17 protein-coding genes and 2 pseudogenes are annotated in these 19,815 nt (G+C 36.1%); 3 read left to right on the top strand and 16 right to left on the bottom strand.

All coding sequences use genetic code 11. From position 1 onward, the window contains the following. Positions 1-208, top strand: a 208-nt coding sequence (locus HT669_RS10850) for a nicotinate-nucleotide adenylyltransferase (RefSeq protein WP_205380520.1), incomplete at its 5' end; no start/stop codon positions are given. 373 nt (positions 209-581) lie between these two features. On the opposite strand, the gene kdpC is transcribed toward HT669_RS10850, so the two are convergent. From kdpC to HT669_RS01645, 6 genes are all read right to left on the bottom strand, one after another. Further along, positions 582-1,199 carry a potassium-transporting ATPase subunit KdpC gene (kdpC, locus tag HT669_RS01670; protein ID WP_001225808.1) on the bottom strand — a complete coding sequence of 206 codons (618 nt, stop codon included), beginning with the start codon at positions 1,197-1,199 and terminating at the stop codon, positions 582-584. A 129-nt stretch (positions 1,200-1,328) separates the two neighbouring features. Next, positions 1,329-3,398, bottom strand: coding sequence for a potassium-transporting ATPase subunit KdpB (gene kdpB, locus HT669_RS01665; protein ID WP_172933609.1), 2,070 nt, complete (start codon positions 3,396-3,398; stop codon positions 1,329-1,331). A gap of 8 nt (positions 3,399-3,406) precedes the next feature. Further along, positions 3,407-5,152, bottom strand: a complete 1,746-nt coding sequence (locus HT669_RS01660; protein WP_000939242.1) for a potassium-transporting ATPase subunit KdpA — start codon at positions 5,150-5,152, stop codon at positions 3,407-3,409. 12 nt (positions 5,153-5,164) lie between these two features. Then, positions 5,165-5,242, bottom strand: a complete 78-nt coding sequence (kdpF, locus tag HT669_RS01655; RefSeq protein WP_007285010.1) for a K(+)-transporting ATPase subunit F — start codon at positions 5,240-5,242, stop codon at positions 5,165-5,167. A gap of 299 nt (positions 5,243-5,541) precedes the next feature. Next, on the bottom strand, positions 5,542-6,267 hold the full coding sequence (locus tag HT669_RS01650; protein WP_000787304.1) for a response regulator transcription factor: 726 nt from the start codon (positions 6,265-6,267) through the stop codon (positions 5,542-5,544). Next, entirely contained in the window at positions 6,257-8,890 is a 2,634-nt protein-coding gene (locus HT669_RS01645; protein WP_000847726.1) for a sensor histidine kinase KdpD, read from the bottom strand. Before HT669_RS01645 ends, HT669_RS01650 begins: the two co-directional genes overlap by 11 nt. 65 nt (positions 8,891-8,955) lie before the next feature. On the opposite strand from HT669_RS01645, the pseudogene HT669_RS01640 reads away from it, so the two are divergent. Beyond that, positions 8,956-9,836: pseudogene (locus HT669_RS01640) on the top strand (ISL3 family transposase); the annotation flags it as partial. A 67-nt stretch (positions 9,837-9,903) separates the two neighbouring features. On the opposite strand, the gene lysS reads toward HT669_RS01640, so the two are convergent. The 3 genes from lysS to pyrF form a co-directional block, all read right to left on the bottom strand. Further along, the gene (gene lysS / locus HT669_RS01635; RefSeq protein ID WP_050207953.1) at positions 9,904-11,394 is read right to left on the bottom strand and encodes a lysine--tRNA ligase; all 1,491 of its coding nucleotides are present in this window, start codon (positions 11,392-11,394) and stop codon (positions 9,904-9,906) included. Between the two features lie 387 nt (positions 11,395-11,781). Then, a complete protein-coding gene (gene pyrE / locus HT669_RS01630) occupies positions 11,782-12,414 on the bottom strand; it encodes an orotate phosphoribosyltransferase (protein ID WP_000170920.1) in 633 nt (210 codons plus the stop codon). Between the two features lie 33 nt (positions 12,415-12,447). Next, entirely contained in the window at positions 12,448-13,149 is a 702-nt protein-coding gene (gene pyrF / locus HT669_RS01625) for an orotidine-5'-phosphate decarboxylase (RefSeq protein WP_166737031.1), read from the bottom strand. Between the two features lie 318 nt (positions 13,150-13,467). Here pyrF and HT669_RS11455 point away from each other — a divergent pair. Next, a pseudogene (locus HT669_RS11455) lies at positions 13,468-13,692 on the top strand (IS30 family transposase); the annotation flags it as partial. Between the two features lie 202 nt (positions 13,693-13,894). On the opposite strand, the gene HT669_RS01615 reads toward HT669_RS11455, so the two are convergent. From HT669_RS01615 to HT669_RS01590, 7 genes are all read right to left on the bottom strand, one after another. After that, positions 13,895-14,608 carry an ABC transporter permease gene (locus HT669_RS01615; RefSeq protein ID WP_000919275.1) on the bottom strand — a complete coding sequence of 238 codons (714 nt, stop codon included), beginning with the start codon at positions 14,606-14,608 and terminating at the stop codon, positions 13,895-13,897. Next, complete coding sequence (locus HT669_RS01610; protein ID WP_078836279.1) at positions 14,601-15,434, bottom strand: ABC transporter ATP-binding protein; 834 nt, start codon at positions 15,432-15,434, stop codon at positions 14,601-14,603. Before HT669_RS01610 ends, HT669_RS01615 begins: the two co-directional genes overlap by 8 nt. Positions 15,435-15,643: 209 nt before the next feature. Then, positions 15,644-17,017, bottom strand: a complete 1,374-nt coding sequence (locus HT669_RS01605; protein WP_001812020.1) for a ThiF family adenylyltransferase — start codon at positions 17,015-17,017, stop codon at positions 15,644-15,646. After that, positions 17,001-18,008: a hypothetical protein gene (locus HT669_RS01595; protein ID WP_001223420.1), complete on the bottom strand. Its 1,008-nt coding sequence runs from the start codon at positions 18,006-18,008 to the stop codon at positions 17,001-17,003. The genes HT669_RS01605 and HT669_RS01595 overlap by 17 nt, the downstream gene beginning before the upstream one ends. A gap of 182 nt (positions 18,009-18,190) precedes the next feature. Continuing rightward, positions 18,191-18,313 (bottom strand): hypothetical protein, encoded by a 123-nt coding sequence (locus HT669_RS11340; protein ID WP_001153671.1) that lies wholly within the window; start codon positions 18,311-18,313, stop codon positions 18,191-18,193. Between the two features lie 20 nt (positions 18,314-18,333). After that, complete coding sequence (locus HT669_RS11335; protein WP_001812024.1) at positions 18,334-18,459, bottom strand: hypothetical protein; 126 nt, start codon at positions 18,457-18,459, stop codon at positions 18,334-18,336. A 131-nt stretch (positions 18,460-18,590) separates the two neighbouring features. Then, positions 18,591-19,811 (bottom strand): cell division protein FtsQ/DivIB, encoded by a 1,221-nt coding sequence (locus HT669_RS01590; RefSeq protein ID WP_172922228.1) that lies wholly within the window; start codon positions 19,809-19,811, stop codon positions 18,591-18,593. Positions 19,812-19,815: the final 4 nt, after the last annotated feature.

The raw sequence follows: 19,815 nt of genomic DNA, 5'->3' as shown, positions 1-19,815 counted from the left end.
CTATTCGAAAAACTTTGAACCAGAACCAGAACAAAAAAAGAAAGACGCAAGTATATCCCTCCACAAACCCATCCGTGGAAACTCACATCTTTCAAACAATATCTTCAGAAAAATAAAAAGGATTATGAAGAGTTTACTAGTGAGGAGCTTGATTCTCCTCAGCTACAAGTATAATCTATTTCTCGCTAAATGGGAAGCTGTTCCTTAAAGGAAATCACTCTATCCCTTACATTTAGGAGAGAGAAAGCAAGGAGTCTAAGACAAGCATTTCATTTGACAAAACAGCTTCAAGGGTTCCTCGTATCAAATAAAATCAAAATAATTGCCCTCAATCTCACCATTTTTTTGGGACATCATCACTTTCGATTGACAATTCTTCAGTGAAATGAGTTTGTCACAAATCTCAAACCAGCTAAAAGTAGTTCATAAATAAATGCCAACTTCCTTTCTCTATCTGTAAGATACTCATCAGATTATATAGTCTAGGAAGTAAGAGTTCTTTTTTATCCCTTTTTTTGTAATAGGCGTACCTCTCACTACTAATTACTTGCAATAATACCCGTATAACTTTTACAGCGGTGTTAGTTTAGTTCCTTCATAATATCGATGTTAACTTTTAACACAGACACCCTATCTTCACCTAGAAATCCAAAAATTTTTGTTACTGTATGCTTGTCAATGATTTCTTCCAGTCTAGGCAAGCTAATACCTGTTGTCTTAGAAATACGGGGGAGTTGTAGTTTAGCACTTTCTGGACTGATTTCTGGATCCAATCCCGAAGCCGATGTTGTTACCAAATCAGCAGGGATATCTCTGATTGAAATAGTTGGGTTTTCTTCTATGAGAAGAGACAGTTCCTTTTGAACACGTACTTTTAGTTCAGGATTACTAGGAGCCAGATTTTGGGAACCAGAAGTAATATCCCGCCTTTGTCCACTTGGGTCTCCTTCGCTAAGGTAAGTATTATACTGAATAGCAGATGGTCTACCATGCAGAAAAGCAGCTGACGAAAATTCTTGCCCAATTAAAGCCGATCCAATAAGCTTCCCATCCTGCTTAATTTGACTACCATTGGCTTGAACAGGAAAAATAAACTGCCCTAATCCGGTAATCAGCAAAGGGTAAAATAATCCACAAACCGCCCCAAATAAAAGACTTAGTCGGACAGAACGTCTGATATGTATAAATATTTTTCTCATGATTGTTATTCATTCCTTTCATGTTCAACCCAAGGAAAAGACACTGATTCTTTTAAACGTAAAGCAATGTAGATAAGTTTCAATCTTATTCCTCTAAATATTATATTATATTAAACTAATCTTATCTTATCAGGATAAACCCAATAGATACAATAATGGAGTAATACTCATATCAATGATTTTAATTCCAATAAACGGGATGAAGACTCCACCCAAACCATAAATCAGCATGTTATGAGCCAAAACTTTTTCTGACCTTTGAGGCTTATAAGAAACTCCTTTCATCGCAATCGGAATTAGAAGAGGAATAATAATGGCATTGAAAATCAGAGCCGATAAAATTGCGCTGGAAGACGTTGATAATGACATGATATTTAACGATTGCATTTGGGGGATACTGGGCATAAAAATAGCTGGAATAATGGCAAAGTATTTGGCAATATCATTAGCAATTGAAAAAGTGGTTAAAGCTCCTCGCGTCATTAATAATTGCTTTCCAATTTCAACGATATCCAGAATCTTGGTTGGATCGCTATCTAAATCCACCATATTAGCAGCTTCTTTAGCAGCACTTGTTCCAGAATTCATAGCAATACCGACATCTGCCTGAGCTAGTGCTGGGGCATCATTAGTCCCATCTCCTGTCATCGCAACAACTTTTCCTAAGCGTTGTTCTTTTTTAATAGCTTCAATTTTATCTTCTGGCTTGCATTCAGCGATAAAGCTATCAACGCCTGCTTCTTGAGCTATGGTCGCAGCGGTAAGAGGATTATCACCGGTACACATAATAGTTTTAATTCCCATTGCCCGTAGGCGAGCAAAACGCTCAACTAAACCTGGTTTGATGGTATCCTTGAGAGCAATCACTCCCAAAATATTCTGCCCCTCCACTACTGCCAGTGGAGTTCCCCCAGCTGAAGCAATTCTTTCACTGATAGACTTCAAATCTTTCGGAATCACACCACCTTTACCTTTAATATAGCGACTTATAGCATCTGTGGCACCCTTACGTATCATTCCCCCATCAACAAAGTCTATCCCACTCATTCGTGTTTGAGCAGTAAAATCAATAAAGGTCATATCTTCAGAAATAGGAGGAATACTTGCCCCATATTCTTTAGCAAGCTTAACAATTGATTTTCCTTCCGGTGTATCATCCTGTAGAGAACTTAGCATAGCTGCTCTTATTAAAGACTCTTGACTAACACCATCTACAGGAACAAAATGAGCAGCCATACGATTTCCAAAGGTAATGGTTCCTGTTTTGTCCAAAATCATAGTATCCACATCACCACTAGACTCCACTGCTTTTCCTGACATAGCAATCACATTAAACCGTGTAACGCGATCCATACCTGCAATTCCAATTGCTGACAGCAGACCTCCAATTGTTGTTGGAATTAAACATACGGTCAATGCCACAAGAGTAGTAACTGTAATCTTTATGTGCAAAGCGCTAACAATCGGGTACAAACTTCCAATTACCATTAAGAATATAATTGTTAAGCTGACTAGCAAAGTATTCAAGGCAATTTCATTAGGGGTTTTTTGCCGAGAAGCACCCTCTACCAAGGAAATCATTTTGTCCAAGAAAGACTCTCCAGCACGTGAGGTCATTTTCAACTTAAGCCAGTCACTAGCAAGAGTTGTCCCTCCTGTTACAAAAGCAAAATCACCACCAGGTTCTTTGATCACCGGAGCTGACTCTCCTGTAATAGCTGATTCGTCTACAGAAGCAATTCCTTCAATAACTTCACCGTCACCAGGAATTAATTCTCCTACCTTAACCAGAACGATATCTCCTTTTTGCAAGGCTGTGGCCTCAATAGTTTCTTCAAGAAGGGTCTGACCATCATTGTCAAAATAGAGTCGTCTAGCTGTCATATTTTCTTGCGTCTTTTTTAAACTTTCAGCCTGTGCTTTTCCTCTTCCTTCCGCAATGGATTCAGCAAAATTAGAAAATAATAAAGTTAAAAATAAGATCACTGCTACTATGCCATTATACAATTGACTACTTTGGCTATCTTGTTGAGCATCAACGGGGATAATTGTTAAAAAGAAGGTCAGAACAAAACCAACTTCAACTACAAACATTACTGGATTTTTAATCATGTAACTAGGGCGAAGTTTTACGACCGCTCCTTTAAGGGAACTGAGTAGTATCTTTTTTGTCAGAAAGTAAGTTTTCTTTGAAATCATAATAAACCTCATTGAGTTAGAAATTCAGCTAAAGGTCCTAGTACAAGGACTGGTAAGAAAGTTAAGGCTGATATAATCAACACTATCACACCTAAAATAATGGCAAAAGTCCCCGTATCTGTTTTTAAAGAACCTAGGGAATCATTCACATGTTGCTTAGTCATTAACGAACCAGCAATCGATAGCTGAAGAATCAAAGTCACATAGCGTCCAAAAAACATAGCTAATCCTGTAGATATATTCCAGAATAAAGTATTGTCTTTTAGTCCTTCAAATCCCGATCCGTTGTTAGCAGAAGCTGAGGTAAATTGATAAATCACTTGTGATAAAGAATGAAATCCTGGATTGGTAACACTGTTAAATCCTGCTGGCAATGAGACAGCTACTGCTGAAAAACCTAGAATAATCATAGGGTGAACCATGATGGCTAAAGCAATTAAAGTCATTTCTTTACCTTCAATTTTTTTTCCTAAATAAACAGGTGCACGCCCAATCATTAATCCACAAATAAAAACAGTAAGAAGAACGTACAGCATCATATTCATTATTCCTACACCTTTACCGCCAAATATAACATTGAGCATCATGTTAATCATAGCTACTCCACCACTTAGAGGAGTCAAAGTATCGTGCATATTATTCACGGAACCCGTTGTAAAAGCCGTTGTTATTTCTGTAAACAGACCAGACATTGGAATACCGAACCTAACTTCTTTACCTTCCATACTTCCCATTGATTGATTCAAACCCAATTGATGCAAGACAGGATTTCCTCTACTTTCTGACCAAACAATAATGGATAAACCAACAAAAAATAAGAATAGCATAACAATCAGAAGCGGTCTTGCCTGTCCTCCTAGTTTAATAAACGTAGATTTAGTGGACTTATAAGAAACTTTCTGTACAGATTCAAAGGGATGATCTTCCTTTTTCCTAGATGAAACCATATGACCAAAAACAACTACCATAGAACCTGGTAACAACATCATAGATAGCATTTCAATAATATTTGTGATTACATTAGGGTTTTCAAAGGGAGTTGCTGAATTTGCTGCAAAAAAACCACCACCGTTGGTTCCCAAGTGTTTAATAATTTCAAGAGAAGCGACCGGTCCCATTATAAGACCTTGTAAATTGCCCTCCAAAGTAGTCGCATATAACTCTTTTGATAGTGTTTGGGGAACCCCCTGTGAAATAAGTAACAAAGAGCCTATTATTGAAAAAGGAAGCAACACTCGAGTAATCACCCGAACAAAGTCAACATAGAAATTCCCCATGTCTTGATACTTGCCTGATACACCTCTGATAAAAGCCATAGCAGCAGCATAGCCTGAAGCAGCTGAGGTAAACATCATAAAAGTAATGACAACCATCTGACTAAAAAAAGACAAATCCCTCTCACCAGCATAATTTTGTAAATTAGAATTGGTGATAAAAGATATGACTGTATTGAAACTCAGGCTTGATTCTAATGAACCAACACGGGTGGGGTTCAAAAAGAAAAAGGCCTGTGTTCTTAGGATTACATAAGCCACTAGAGCCATAACAGCATTAGTTAAAATAAGGGCTACAGCATACTCCTTCCAAGTCATTCCTTTTTTGTCCACATCAAGCAACTTATAAATCCACCTATCAATAGGATCCATAATGGGATCTGCAAAAGTTTTTTGCTGGCTAGCTATATGGTAAAGATACTTTCCAGTTGGTAATATAATAATACAAGCCAGTACTAAGACAAATATGATTTGTAACATCTCACATTCCTCCTAAAATCTCTCCGGGTGTAACAGAGCATAAAATAAATAACAGATTAATAAACCAAAAATTATTCCTAATACTATCATAGTACACTCTCCCTCTAATCACCTTTAAGGTGCTTATCACACCAAACAATAAAACCAATCATTAACAAAAAAATAAAAAATAAAACTAGAAACATTATGAAATCTACTAGCATTGTATCCTCCTTCAAGAATATAATCATTCTACCACGAAAAGTATAAAAATGATATAAAGATTACGGATATAAAATAAAGATTATATAAAGATTGTCTCCTAAAATAACCTAAGACAACCTATCCTAAGACTTGTTTCAAATAGCTGCCAAGAAATTACAAATCAGGTGAATAAAATTCTTTTTGGATTATTTGTCATCATAATTTTCAATCTTAATCATACGATAACCGATACCAATATGAGTTTGAACCATTTTAGAGTAACCCAATCCTAATTCGATTTTTTTTCGCAATGTATTAACAAAAACTCTCAAAGCAGAAAAATCTTCCTCATAATATCCCCAAATTTCCTTGACAATAAAACGATAAGTCAACACTCTATCAACATTCTCTGATAGAAGACAAAGCAACTTATACTCAATCGGGGTTAAGTGAATTTCTTGGTTATTAACAAATACACGATTAGATAAAAAATCAACATGTAGCCAGCCATTAGTAAAAGATGATTTTTCAGAATTACCGTCACTTTGTTGATTAATCTGCTTTGACCTCCTAAGACTAACTCTTAACCGAGCGAAAAGCTCATCAATGCTAAAGGGTTTCGTCAAATAATCATCTGCCCCAGCATCAAGTGCATCAATCTTGTCACTTTCTTCTCCACGTGCACTAACAACAATAACAGGTAGCTGTGAAAAGCTACGAATCTTGTCAATAATGTCTTTACCATCCATATCTGGCAAACCCAAATCCAATAATAATAAATCTGGAAATTGCGAAATGATCTGACGCAAAGCTTCCTCTCCAGTCCGAACTGATACATAATGATAACCTTCAACTTCCATTGCTAAGGATAAAAGTCTGTTAACGGAAGAGTCATCTTCACAAATTAAAATCTTAACATTTTCATTTTTCATGTAATACATTCACCTCCGCTAGTGGTAGTGTAAATCCAAAGATAACTCCTTTAGGAGTATTGTCATGGACGTAAATAGTCCCCCCATGTGCTGTAATAATACTCTTACATAAAGATAATCCTATACCTAGGCCTCTTTTACCATCGGATGCCAAATTTTCTGATGTATAAAAAAGGTCAAAAATCTTTTCTTTTGCTTGATCGTTAATACCAGGACCATCGTCAGAAACCTCAACCACCAGGTTCTGATCCTTTCTATTACTCGTCAATGTAATTAAAGATCCTTCATGCGTATATTTAACTGCATTGTTAATGATATTAACCAGTACTTGCACAATCAAGGGAGCATCCATTTTAGCTATTAATAAATCATCTGATAAAATTAAAACAAAGTCATGATTCTTAATATGTTGATCCACATGTTTCAAAGCTTCTTCAATCAACTCATCGAAAACATTTATTCTTAATGAAAGAGTAGTATCATTATCCAATTTAGTAATTGACAATAAATTTTCAATCAGATTAATCAACCACATAGAGTCATCGTAAATATAGGCAGCTAATTCTATCATACGCTGTTTCTCCATAATTCCCCCCGTCTCCATCATTAATTTAGACTGACCTGATATGCTTGTAAGTGGAGTTCTCAAATCATGTGAGATTCCCCTTAACAAATCAACCCTTAACTGTTCTTTTTGTATTTTAAGTTCCATTTTTTGTTGTTCTTCGCGTAATGCTTCTTTTTCTAATGCCAAGGATGCCTCTCCTAAAACAGTTAGAATAACAGATTTTTCAAACAGGTCAATCATTGTTTTATCCTCTATTAAAATACCAATAATAGCAAAAACAGAATCTTTACCTCTGACAGATAAATACAGAAATTTAGCAGCAGACAAGGTGTTTGTTGTTGCTCCAGCTTGTTTATTATTATATAAAACCCACTCAACCACTCCTCGCTCATTGTACTGATAGTAATCAGCTAAGGTCCTCAAAGAATGACTGGTAGGGAAATATTTCGGCGTCTCCAAAGTACCACCTGTTACAGGATAAATCACCACATCACTATTCAATAATTTTTTGACTTGAATAGCTAGTTCTTCTAAAATAGAAGGAATAGAGTCTGCCTGAGATAATCCTCTATTTGTTTGTAGTAACAACTCTGTTAGATAAGATTTTTCAGTAGATAATCTTGCCTGCTCTTGAATCCTTTTTATGAGACTAGAAGTAATCAGACCAGTAATTAACATAATAGCAAAAGTCATAGGATAAGTAGGATTAAAAGAAGTAAAAGTGTAGTAGGGGGCCACAAAAAAGTAATTAAAACAAAGAACTGATAAAATAGAAGAAATCACACTATAAAGTTTTCCTTTTGTCCAAACAGCATTTATTTGAACACTTAATATATATATTATTATAATGTTGTTGGTACTGAGATTCCAGAAACGAAATAAAAGACCTGTTAAGGTTACTAGCAACAATACCACCAGTGTTTTAACCAAATCACTGAAAGAAAATTGCCATTTAGAAAACCAAGAAGGCAACGAGAGCTTACCAACCGAAGTCTCTTTTTTTCCTCTAGTATTATGGACTACAAACATATCCAAATCAGGAACATTCTTACTAAGAACTTCCACAATATTTTCTTTAGGCCAAATAGTTCTGGAGCCACTTTTTCCGACTACTAACTTAGAAACACGGCTCAATTTTGCGTAATCAGCAATCTGCTTGGTCACATTATTATAATCCATAACTGTCACCTTAGCTCCCAACCGCTCTGCCAATTCCAAGTTCTGATGTAACTCCTGATTAGTCAGTTCCCTATCTAAACTACCAATATACAGGGCTGTAAAGTCTGCATTAAGAGCACTTGCTAATCTTGAAGCAGCGCGAATGACATGTGAAGAGGAGGGAGAGGGTGACACACAGACCAAGACATGTTCCTTGGTCACAATACTATCTTTAACTTTTTTTCCTCGAAAAGCACTTCCATTAATCTGATCAGCTGCTTTGCGCAAAGCGATTTCTCTCAAAGATATTAACTTTTCTTCAGTAAAAAAGTGACGCTTGGCCAATTTAGCTTGCGATTTAGAATAAATTTTTCCTTTATCCAATCGTTCAAGTAAATCTGATGGGTCAATATCTACAAGTTCAATCTGATCAGCCTGATCAAAAATAGCATCTGGAATTATCTCATTAACTTGAATCCCTGTAATAGCTTCAATCACATCGTTTAAACTTTCAATATGTTGGACATTTACAGTAGTATAGACATCAATCCCTGCATAAAGCAGTTCCTTAATATCTTGGTACCTCTTTTTATTACGTGACTCAAAACAGTTAGTATGAGCCAATTCATCCACTAAAATAATGCGTGGTTGACGCCTTAAAGCAGTATCAATATCAAACTCATTTAAGGTGATACCTTTATATTTTATTGTTTTAGGAGATAATTGCTCAAGACCAATCAGTAAAGCCATAGTCTCAGGTCGATTATGAGGTTCAATGTAACCTACTACCACATCTACTCCAGCTTTTTGAGCTCGCTGCGCTTCTCTAAGCATAGCATAGGTTTTTCCAACTCCTGCAGCATAACCAAAATAAATTCTTAACGCCCCTGTTTTCATAACATCACCTTAGTTAACCCAACCTTTTGTAGTAAAATCATTTATCAGAAGTCATTATAACCTAATTTTATTTTTTTTACAATAGCCTTCCTGAGATTATATCATGGGACGAGTATGAGTTCACCAAGGGAAAGATGAGTTTCATTGCGCAAGATTTTAACAAGCTCAATATCATCACTGTTCTTGAGGGTAGAACACAAGCTGTCATTCGTAATCACTTTCTTAAGTATGATAGAGCCGTCCGATGTCGCGTCAAAATTATTACTATGGATATGTTTAGTCCTTACTATGACTTGGCTAAACAGCTTCGCTTTCGAATTTCTAGGCTCAGGCTGAAACATCTCCCAGACTGTTTCACTCCCTAATGCAAAAATTGTTCTTGATCGTTTTCACATTGTGCAACATCTAAGCCGTGCTATGAGTCGTGTCCGTGTCCAAATCATGAATCAATTGGATCGAAAGTCTCATGAATACAAGGCTATCAAGCTCTACTGGAAGCTCATCCAGCAAGATAGTCGTAAACTCAGCGATAAACGATTTTATCGCCCTACTTTTCGTATGCACTTGACCAATAAAAAAAATTCTAGATAGACTTTTGAGCTATTCAGAAGACTTGAAACACCACTATGATTTCTACCAGCTCTTGATTTTTCACTTTCAGAATAAGGAGCCTGACAGATTTTTCGGACTTATTGAAGACAATCTTAAGCAGGTTCATCCTCTTTTTCAGACTTTCTTTAAAACCTTCCTCAAAGATAAAGAGAAGATTGTCAACGCCCTTCAACTACACTATTCTAACGCCAAATTAGAAGCAACCAATAATCTCATCAAACTCATCAAACGCAACGCCTTTGGTTTCCGGAACTTTGAAAACTTCAAAAAAACGATTTTCATCGCTCTGAACATCAAAAAAGAAAGGACGAAATGTGTCCTTTCTAGATATTAGCTGACTTCAACCCACTACAGTTGACAAAGAGCCAAAAATCCCCTGGCAAGTACCAGAGGATAAGAGCTTATTTCATTGTTGGGAAGAGCAATACATCACGGATAGTAGTTGTATCAGTGAGAAGCATGCAGAGACGGTCGATACCGATTCCCAAACCACCTGTTGGTGGCATACCATATTCAAGAGCCTCGATGTAGTCATAGTCGATACCGGTCGCTTCATCGTCACCAAGTTCTTTTGCTTTTGCTTGGGCTTCAAAACGACTAAGCTGGTCGATTGGATCGTTGAGCTCAGTAAAGGCATTACCGTACTCCTTAGTCATGATGAAGAGCTCAAAACGGTCAGTAAAGCGTTGGTCTTCAGGATTTTTCTTAGCCAGTGGAGATACAGCTACTGGATGTCCATAGACAAAGGTTGGTTGGATTAAAGTTTCTTCAACAAACTCTTCAAAAAAGGCATTGATGATGTGACCAACCTCAGTATAGTGTTTCTCAACAGGAACTTTTTTCTCAGCAGCGATAGCTTTAGCTTCTTCCAAAGTCATGTCTTGCCAGAAATCGACACCAGTAATTTCTTTGATAGCATCCACCATGTGAACACGTTTAAATGGTTCGTTGATTTTTATTTCAGTTCCTTGGTAGTTGACTGGACCGTCGCCCTTAACTGATTTAGCAGCATGTTGGATAATGCCTTCCGTCAAATCCATGATATCTTGGAAGTCTGCGTATGCTTGGTAAACTTCGATAGAAGTGAACTCAGGGTTGTGAGTAGCATCCATTCCTTCGTTACGGAAGATACGGCCAATTTCATAGACGCGTTCCATACCACCCACGATAAGGCGTTTCAAGTGAAGCTCAGTCGCGATACGAAGCACCATGTCAATGTTTTGGGCATTGTGGTGGGTGATAAATGGACGGGCAGAGGCACCACCAGCTTCGTTGTGAAGAACAGGTGTTTCCACTTCAAGGAAACCTTTTTGGTCAAGGTAACGACGAATTTCAGAGATGATTTTTGAACGAGTGACAAAGCGTTCAAAGCTTTCACGGTTAGAAATCAAGTCAAGGTAACGTTTACGGTAAATTGTTTCAACGTCTGTCAAACCATGGAATTTCTCAGGAAGAGGACGAAGGGCCTTAGACAAGTGTGTGATGTGAGTAGCCTTGATAGAGAGTTCTCCCATATCCGTACGCATCACTTCACCTTCGACACCAAGGAAGTCACCAAGGTCTGCTTTTTTGAAGATTTCGTAGTTTTCTTCACCGACAGCATCCTTACGAACGTAAATCTGGATTTGACCTTCGCGGTCTTGAAGGTGGGCAAAACCTACTTTACCTTTACCACGTTTGGTTACCAAGCGTCCTGCGATAGTAGCTGTTTCGTTTTTATCGTGTAATTGTTCTTTATCGAGGTCAGCAAATTTATCTTTTAATTCTTGTGAATTTGCAGTGCGTTCAAAGCGTTTTCCAAAGGGATCGATTCCTTGTTCACGGAGCGCAGCCATTTTTTCACGGCGAACGATCTGCTGGTCATTTAGTTCTTCCATATGTTCTGTAGACATGGGATCCTCCTAGTTTTACTCAAAATTGAATACGATGAGTCATTTTTTGCGATACTCCCATTTTATCATAAATAAGCAAGAAATTCACGGATAATCTTTCAAAACTAAAAAGAACCTGACGCTAAGATCACTGAGCCAAATCACTGAAAAGACTGGGATAAGCAAAAAATTCCAACATCTCAGAAAAGGGATTTGACAATATTTATGGATTACACTTTAACCCTTGTAACTTTCATGACGTGTGCTACTTTTTATATGAGAGCAAGCCAAGCAAATCTAAAGCTGAAACAATTGACGTAAAAAAACATTAACAACTTGAATCTTGTCATTCATACACCTGATATGACAGAATAGTATAATTTTTAACCTTTTAGTCTTTTGATTTTTTTACACCTCTTGCCAATTTTCTTGGTCTTCCTTAAAGCGTTTTAGAAGGTCGAGTCCTTCTGGCGTGATATAGCCTTCTTCTTGGGCTAGGTGGATGAGTTCACTGTAGTTAGAAAGCGTCACCAATTTCACACCAGCATCTGCAAAGTTCTTATCTGCTTTTGGCAATTGGTAACTAAAAATCGCTACAACTCCAAGTACATCTGCTCCTTCGCGTTTAGCTGCTACTACGGCTTCAAGAACAGAACCACCCGTTGAAATAAGGTCTTCAACCACTACCATTTTTTGACCTTGAGCTACGCGACCTTCGATTTGATTACCAGCTCCGTGGTCTTTTGGTTTGCTACGGATGTAGGCAAATGGCAGGTTCATCTTGTCAGCAATGATGGCTCCGTGAGGAATCCCTGCTGTTGCAGTTCCTGCAATGACTTCTACCTCAGGAAAGGCTTCTTTGATAGCTTCCACAAAGCCATTTTCAATTAGGGTACGAGTTTCTGGATAGGCTAGTGTCACACGATTATCAGTATAAATGGGTGACTTGATACCAGAGGCCCAAGTGAAAGGCTCCTCTGGTTTGAGGTAAACGGCTTGGATTTTCAAGAGGTGGCTAGCAATATCTTTAGCAAGTGTCATGGTCTTCTCCTTTTATTTTTCTAATCTAGTTCTTTAATTCCAGTCCTGTGTCCATTCATCCTTGATGGCATGATAAGCTGCAACAGGATCCTCAGCTTGGGTAATGGGACGTCCCACTACGATATAGTCACTGCCGATGTGATAGGCATCAGCAGGTGTCATAACGCGTTTTTGGTCTCCAACAGCAGCACCTGTAGGACGAATGCCCGGTGTCAGACAGATAAAATCTGGATTGGTAGCCTGCTTGATGATTTGCACTTCCTGAGCTGAGCAAACGACACCATCCAAACCCGCTTCAGCTGTCTTCTTGGCATAGTGAATCACAGACTCTTGCAGACTGGTTTGAATATTTTGAAACTCCTGCATCTGAGCTTCCGATGTTGAGGTCAGCTGAGTGACAGCAATCAATTTGGCTTGACTTCCAAGACCTTCACGCGCAGCCTTCATCATCTCTACACCACCAGCCGCATGAACATTGGTCATGTCCACACCAAGCCGAGACAAGACCTTCATGGCTAACTTGACTGTATTGGGAATGTCATGAAGCTTGAGATCTAAAAAGACACTATGACCCAAGCCTTTCAGGTAGGACACAATCCCAGGCCCCGTTGCGTAATAAAGCTCCATCCCTACCTTGAGATAAAGACTTTCCGCTTCTGGGAAAAGAGCTAAAAATTCCTTGACCGCCTCAAAACTAGGAAAATCAAGAGCAATGACTGGACGATGTTCTCGCATAGGTTTCTCCTTTTACCTTTGCTAGTGAGAGAGTCTGGCCAACAGAAGCCACGAAAAAAGGAACCTGCCAACAGCAAGGTTCCACGAAAAATGGGTAGTCTCCACCCTTTCACCGTCTAACCTTAGCTGCCTCTCTGGACTGCTTTAAAGGTTTTCTATTATTCTATTATTTCTACTAGTACTTGTCAAGTAAAAACAGCTAAATCCATGTTGACTGCTATTGAACACCTCACAAGACTCTTTCCAAAAGAATAGTTAAAGACTTTCACTTCGGACAGAGAAAAAGAGTTTGCTTGTTACCCTTTAATTGAACAAATGGGAATTCTGTTTTATTTTGCGGATGCCTATTCATCTTGGCAAAGGGGAAGTAATGAGAATGCGAATGGACTTCTTCGTGGGTATTTTCTTAAACCGATTTGGCAACAATTACCGAAAAAATCCTTAATGATGCTTTGCTAGCTTATTAATCACCGTCCCCAAAAATACTTGGATTACAAGACAGGTTTTGAAGCACTTTTTGAAGCACTTATAGAGGAGATTTAAAAATGTTGCATTTTTTATTGCAATTTATCAGTTATCTTATCACCCAAAACTTCTGCAATTAGTATGAGCACTATTGTTATTTTTCTTTTTTCGTACACTCAAATCAAAATATAGCAATAAGACTATTCTGTAGAATTGCTGTCAAAAAGATCAGTTCATTTTTTCCTTCCCACTTGTGTTTATAATCATTAAAATAACTCAATTAAGAAATTTTCTTTTTCCTAATAGTTATCGTAATTAAAGTTAATAGAAGAACAATCCAAATAAGTAGTGTTAGATTAGGAATTAGAGTTTTATTCCATGAAAATTCCTCCCATTTTGTGAAAAACTTAGTAAATAGTCCCATAAAACTATAATCTGTTATCTTCGCAACTGTCTTATCCAAACCAGATAGCATCGGTAAGAAAGCAACTAAAATCATAGCAGGAAGACTGATAACCTGAGCTACTACTTGGCTCTTCGCGGTTAAACCTATCAATAAATAGAATAAAATGATGGATAAAGAGGTTAGAAGAACGATTGTAATATAATTAAAAGTATGTACAATTGTAACTCCTAAAATAAGAGGAGTAGTTCCCATAATCACAAAAGTTAGCAAAAAAGGAAGAAACATAGTTGATAAAATGTATTCGGAGCCTTTAACACCACTCAACAGAAGAGTTTGTAAATTGTACTTTTCTTTTTCTTCAGACAAGATAATAGTTATAGGACTTCCAACAGCCAAAGCCAAAGAAAAAGGTAAACACATCATCAAAAGAACTAATGCCTGTTGATCGTTGACCTTCCCCTGTGTTTCCATAAGATATTTATAAAAATATGTGAAAGCAAAAGGCACTAAAACTTGCAATAAAATACTCTTATTGGAAAGGATGATTTGACAACGCAACCATACCAAAGCCAGAAACCGTTTAAGCATTTAGCTTTCCTCCTGTTAATGTGATAAAAATATCTTCTAAAGTAGGCTCACATGAATGAATTGAAAAAATATTTTCCAGATCAGCCTGAGATACCTGTTCTAGTGATGTAAAATCAAAAGTTATCTGATTCCCATTATAATCTGTAACCTTAATCTTTTTATCTTTATTATATCTTTGAATGAGTTCAGAAGGAGCTCCTTGCTCAACTAATTTCCCTTTATTTAATAAGGCAACATAATCACATAAAAGAGTTGCTTCATTCATATCATGAGTCGTTAGAAAAATCGTTGTCCCTGCTGTTTTCAATTCTAAAATTAACTCATGAATTGTTCGAGAAGTTGTGGGATCTAGACCTGAGGTCGGTTCATCCAGAAAGAGTACAGCGGGTTTGTTGATAAGAGCTCGTGCTAAAAGCATTCGTTGCCTCATTCCAGTGGATAATTTTCCTGCTACCATCTTGCGACTATCATATAATCCTACTCGCTTTAACAAATTATCAACACGTGATTTACTAATATTATAAAATTTACTATAAAAAAGAAGATTGTTATACAGAGACATTTTCTCATAAAATCCACTTGTATCGCTAACCAATCCAATTCTCTTTAATTCACCGCTTGTTAAATTTTGAGATTTTTGTCCCAAAATAATAGATTGTCCTTTATCGGCAAGGAGCTGCCCAGTCAGAATATTAATCGTTGTGGTCTTTCCAGAACCAGATGGTCCTAAAAATCCAAAAATCTGACCTTCTTTAACAGTGAAACTTATATCATTTAAAGCTATTTTATCACCAAAACTTCTTGATAAATGGCTAACTTCAATCATACTCATTGCCCCTCCTTTATATTCTACATTTTTACTTAACATCTATTTACTTAGCTTTATCAAATAAACGTCTTAAAACAAACAATAACATTAAGCATATAACCGTTAGCAAGATTGTTTCAATATTATTGATAATATGATACATTCTCAAGCAGTATAAAATAATTATATATATGCAAATGCTCATTATACCTATTTTTTTAAACATACTAAGCCTCCTTGCTAAATAATAAAGTTATATAATAACTAAGACACACTATACCTAACATAATAAATATCCACAGCATTAAAAATATTATCATACTAATAAAAATATCCACTGGTAACTGAATAAATGTTCTAAAATTAACAAGCAAAAATAAAATCTCAAACGATGAAAAAAGCCATACTATATTTTCCAATGATGTTTGAATATTTTTATTGTAGTAAGCATAATATATAGCAAAAATAATACCCAAGAACAATACTATTAATTGTGTTTCTATAACAGTAAACTGCCCAATAGCAGATAAAAAAGCTACTCCTCCTGATAATAAGCAAAAACAAACTGAACGAATAAATGTTTTCGCTCTAATATTGTTATCTTTCACTTTATTATTTTTTTTACAAATTGGACATTCTCCGTTTTCCAGAACATATTTTTCTTGACTTAGAGCATGATTTCTCATATTATAAACGTAAGCGTTATCTATTAGGATTTCATTATAACATCCCAGAAATATTTTAATTATTAAATTAGTCATTATCCCTCCCAAAATAGCAGGCATCTCTGGTGTAGTCGGCCACTTTGTCTTATCAGATAAAGTGTACTTATTTATATCTTTGTTTATATTCCGACAAGCAAAGCAAGAACCGATGGTAGGGATATATATATTATCAATAATAAGATAGCATCCATTAAACCCTCCTGATATGTAGGATATCTTATGCGATACAGCAAATTGATTGACAATTTTTATAATATCAATGGGCGTATCAATTGCTTTAACGATAAAATCTATACTCCCATATTCCGCAACAATGTTTTCTAATTCTTCTACTGAAGAAACTTTAATAGAAATAGGTACTACCTGAACATCTGAATTATACTTGTGTATTTTTTGAGAAAGAACATTAATCTTCTCCTTACCAACATCCGACTCTGTATAAAGAATTTGCCTATTTAAATTTGATGGTTCTATTATATCGTAATCAGCGACAATAAGTTTCCTCACTCCATACATACTTAGACTTAGAGATATATAACATCCTAAGGCTCCGGCTCCTAATACTAATACTGTTTTATTCTGTATTTTATTATACTCTTCATTATAAAATAACGAATAGTAACCTTTAGTTCTAGAATATCTACTATCAATATCTATCTCATCCGAAATTAAAATTTGTTCATTTAATAGTTCAAATGTTAGTTTACTACCTAATACTTCTTCTATCTCTAATAGTTCCTTACAACTATTAAATAGATCGTTGATAAATTCTTGCGAAATTTGAGGTTCTATAGCTATTTCCCGCATACTCCGACCACGCAAATACATTATACCTTCTTTTTTATAAGCAAAAACATAACTATTTACGTAGAACATATTTCGTCCTTCCTCTCATATATAATATAGAAAGCAGTATAGAAACAACTACCCCTCCTATACTACGAACAATAATATTAGGTGTCAAAAATTGTAATAGTTGACTCAAAGGGAAATAAATAATAACAAATGCTATTAAAAGTTGAACTATATATTGAAAATTCAAGTTATTATTGTTAGAATTCAAGTATCTTAAAATAATACCACTATCATACTGAAAAAAAGGAATTGAATTAATAAAAATCATACCTAAGTTAATGATAAAAAATAAGAGTCCAAGCAATTTATACGATGTGAACAATAAAACAAGTAAACCTGTAAGTGATAAAATCGAATTTGAAGCAATTCCTGCTAACATAATTTTCAAAAATTGTTTTTTATTTTTTAGGAATTGCACCCCACTTAAATCTACAAAAAAAGCCAAATTAAACAAAAGTAGCATTATTCCACAATTTGGGATCTCAATTTGATAATTATTAGCAATTATTGCATGACTAAATTCATGTATCGTTGCAGATATAATAACAACAAGCAACCAAAATAAAAGAATGTTTAGCGTTATTGGAAAGTTTTGGAAATTAGTCAAAATATCCGCCCTATAAATATACATAATAAAACATTGCAAAATAAGAGCCAATGGGAAAATACCAAATAGGATTTTTTCAAAATTCTTATTAAATCTTTTATAGTTTAATTTTTCAGATAATGTTATATTAAAGTCCCAAGATATTTTAAAAATATTTATCTTTTTTCGTGATTTCATAGAATCTATAAGTCCCATTTTACTAAGAACAATATAAAATCTTAAATAATATTTCTTCCCTACTAACACTAATAAGTCCGATATGGTAAATTCTTGACCTATTAGTTGCTCTAACCATTTTTTTTCCTGTTTCCCAACTAATACATGTTTCTTACTGGATGGTATATATAGATGATACTGTCCCTCATAAGGAGTAGGTAATATCTTAATCTTATCAACAATTCTCATAACAAACCTAACCTTTAATAAATAAAAGAGGGGCTAAGTAAAACATACTCTAGTCCCTCAGTCCGCAATCAATAAAATAATGACTAATTCTATTAATCTCTTGCTGCAAGACTAATACGGAAAATTCAAATGACTGTCTAAAATGAAATTGAAAAAGCTTGATATTAGTAAGTGAACAAACTTCAACAACCAGCAAGAGCAAGGATTGCTAAACCAAATCCGATACCTGTTGCAAGTCCAGCTGAAAAATCACTAACTGGTACTGAAATTTCTTCAATTTCCTCAAATAAAAAGTTATCTTGCATGATTATCACTCCCTATCTTTTTAACAACAGGCTACTCCAATTAAGAGAACTACCCCAGTTCCAAGTAAAACTCCCCCCCAAAATTCACCATCTGTAGGGGCTACGATTTCTTCAATTTCTTCAAATAAGAATACTTCATCTGACATATGTGTTACCTTCTTCATAAAAAATTTTTTTGTAATCGATTACATTGTAAATATAACATAAAGAAAAACAGATGTCAAATATTAAACGTAAAAACATGGCAACTAAAGAGCTATAGGAGAAAAGGTAAAACCTAGCGGCGCGATGAGCGCTGGGTCGTTTGGTTTCGATTGCTCTCTTCCTCTTGTTTTTTCTGTTCTTCTTCTAAACGTTTACGTTCTTCTTCCTGTTTTTTCTCGGCTTCCTTGGCCTCTTGTTTGGCCTTTTCCTCAGCTTCCATAATTAATTTATCCGCCACAGTGTAGCTGTAAATTCCAGCTTCCATATCGACCACACTCGGTTCTGACAATTGAGGTTTAATCTTGCTGTAATAAGGCAATTTCTTGCTCATTTCAGACAGGGGAACCAAGACTTCGTCCGAATCATTCATGGTCAATCGAATTAAATCGGAAGTCACCTTGCTTGGGGCTAGTTCCACCTTTTGGATATCCGCCTTGAGTTCTGGGCTAATTTGAGCAAGTTCTGAGACAAAAACCTTGATTTGTTCACTATCATTAAAGAGAACTGATATATAAGTTTCTGGTAAACTGACCAAGCTCACAGAACTAGTCTCAAGCTGACCGCTGGAAAGAATAGGATAATGATTTTCACCAGAAACATAGTAGGCCACAATATCATATTCCTTGACCTTTATAGTAAATTTGGTTGGAAATTGATAGACAAGCTGAGCTGATTCAACCCAATAATTAGACTTGATCCGCTCTTCATATTTTGCCTTGTCTAGCAGAAGGTTAATCGTATAATCCGAATCCTGAACGCCTGAAGCCTGTCGAATATCATCAGCCGTAGTTTGCACCGTTCCCTCAACACGGATATCCTTCATGGTCGCATAAGGACTGAGTAAGTAGGCAGAGACAATCAATAAAAGCAGACTTGGAAATAAAATCGTGAAGGCTCGCAAGATATGGATGCCAGGAATCTTTGCTTTGGCTAGTTTTTCCTTTGCAGCCTTTTTAGCAAGCTTTTTATCCTGTTCTTCGTCCTCTTTAGACCCTGATTCTTCTATCTCTTCTTCCTCTTTGTCACCCTCTGGGGCTTCTACTTTTTCTTCAGACTCTTCCTTAGCTGATTCTGGGTCCTTTGCTTCAAGCTCACTCTCTTTGTCTTCAGTTTCATCTGACTTTTCAGATTTTGAAGCCATTCGAGCTTGTCTTTCCTTTTCTTTCTCCTCAGCTAGGGCCGCCTCTTCTTCAGCCTTCTTTTTTAGATATTCTTGGTTTCGTTTCTGCCATTCTGATAACTCTTTCAATTCTTCGAGGATTTCTTTGCCCTCATTTTTCTTATCTTTTGACATTTAC

Source organism: Streptococcus sp. 2100 (assembly GCF_013276335.1).
Lineage (GTDB): Bacteria > Bacillota > Bacilli > Lactobacillales > Streptococcaceae > Streptococcus > Streptococcus pseudopneumoniae.
This window is presented reverse-complemented; position numbering and strand designations above follow the sequence as displayed.

Excerpts from the sequence above, each read along its gene's own strand:
- kdpC (WP_001225808.1), bottom strand. The coding sequence starts at position 1,199 with ATGAGAAAAATATTTATACATATCAGACGTTCTGTCCGACTAAGTCTT.
- kdpB (WP_172933609.1), bottom strand. The coding sequence starts at position 3,398 with ATGATTTCAAAGAAAACTTACTTTCTGACAAAAAAGATACTACTCAGT.
- HT669_RS01660 (WP_000939242.1), bottom strand. The coding sequence starts at position 5,152 with ATGTTACAAATCATATTTGTCTTAGTACTGGCTTGTATTATTATATTA.
- kdpF (WP_007285010.1), bottom strand. The coding sequence starts at position 5,242 with ATGATAGTATTAGGAATAATTTTTGGTTTATTAATCTGTTATTTATTT.
- HT669_RS01650 (WP_000787304.1), bottom strand. The coding sequence starts at position 6,267 with ATGAAAAATGAAAATGTTAAGATTTTAATTTGTGAAGATGACTCTTCC.
- HT669_RS01645 (WP_000847726.1), bottom strand. The coding sequence starts at position 8,890 with ATGAAAACAGGGGCGTTAAGAATTTATTTTGGTTATGCTGCAGGAGTT.
- lysS (WP_050207953.1), bottom strand. The coding sequence starts at position 11,394 with ATGTCTACAGAACATATGGAAGAACTAAATGACCAGCAGATCGTTCGC.
- pyrE (WP_000170920.1), bottom strand. The coding sequence starts at position 12,414 with ATGACACTTGCTAAAGATATTGCTAGCCACCTCTTGAAAATCCAAGCC.
- pyrF (WP_166737031.1), bottom strand. The coding sequence starts at position 13,149 with ATGCGAGAACATCGTCCAGTCATTGCTCTTGATTTTCCTAGTTTTGAG.
- HT669_RS01615 (WP_000919275.1), bottom strand. The coding sequence starts at position 14,608 with ATGCTTAAACGGTTTCTGGCTTTGGTATGGTTGCGTTGTCAAATCATC.
- HT669_RS01610 (WP_078836279.1), bottom strand. The coding sequence starts at position 15,434 with ATGATTGAAGTTAGCCATTTATCAAGAAGTTTTGGTGATAAAATAGCT.
- HT669_RS01605 (WP_001812020.1), bottom strand. The coding sequence starts at position 17,017 with ATGTTCTACGTAAATAGTTATGTTTTTGCTTATAAAAAAGAAGGTATA.
- HT669_RS01595 (WP_001223420.1), bottom strand. The coding sequence starts at position 18,008 with ATGAGAATTGTTGATAAGATTAAGATATTACCTACTCCTTATGAGGGA.
- HT669_RS11340 (WP_001153671.1), bottom strand. The coding sequence starts at position 18,313 with ATGCAAGATAACTTTTTATTTGAGGAAATTGAAGAAATTTCAGTACCA.
- HT669_RS11335 (WP_001812024.1), bottom strand. The coding sequence starts at position 18,459 with ATGTCAGATGAAGTATTCTTATTTGAAGAAATTGAAGAAATCGTAGCC.
- HT669_RS01590 (WP_172922228.1), bottom strand. The coding sequence starts at position 19,811 with ATGTCAAAAGATAAGAAAAATGAGGGCAAAGAAATCCTCGAAGAATTG.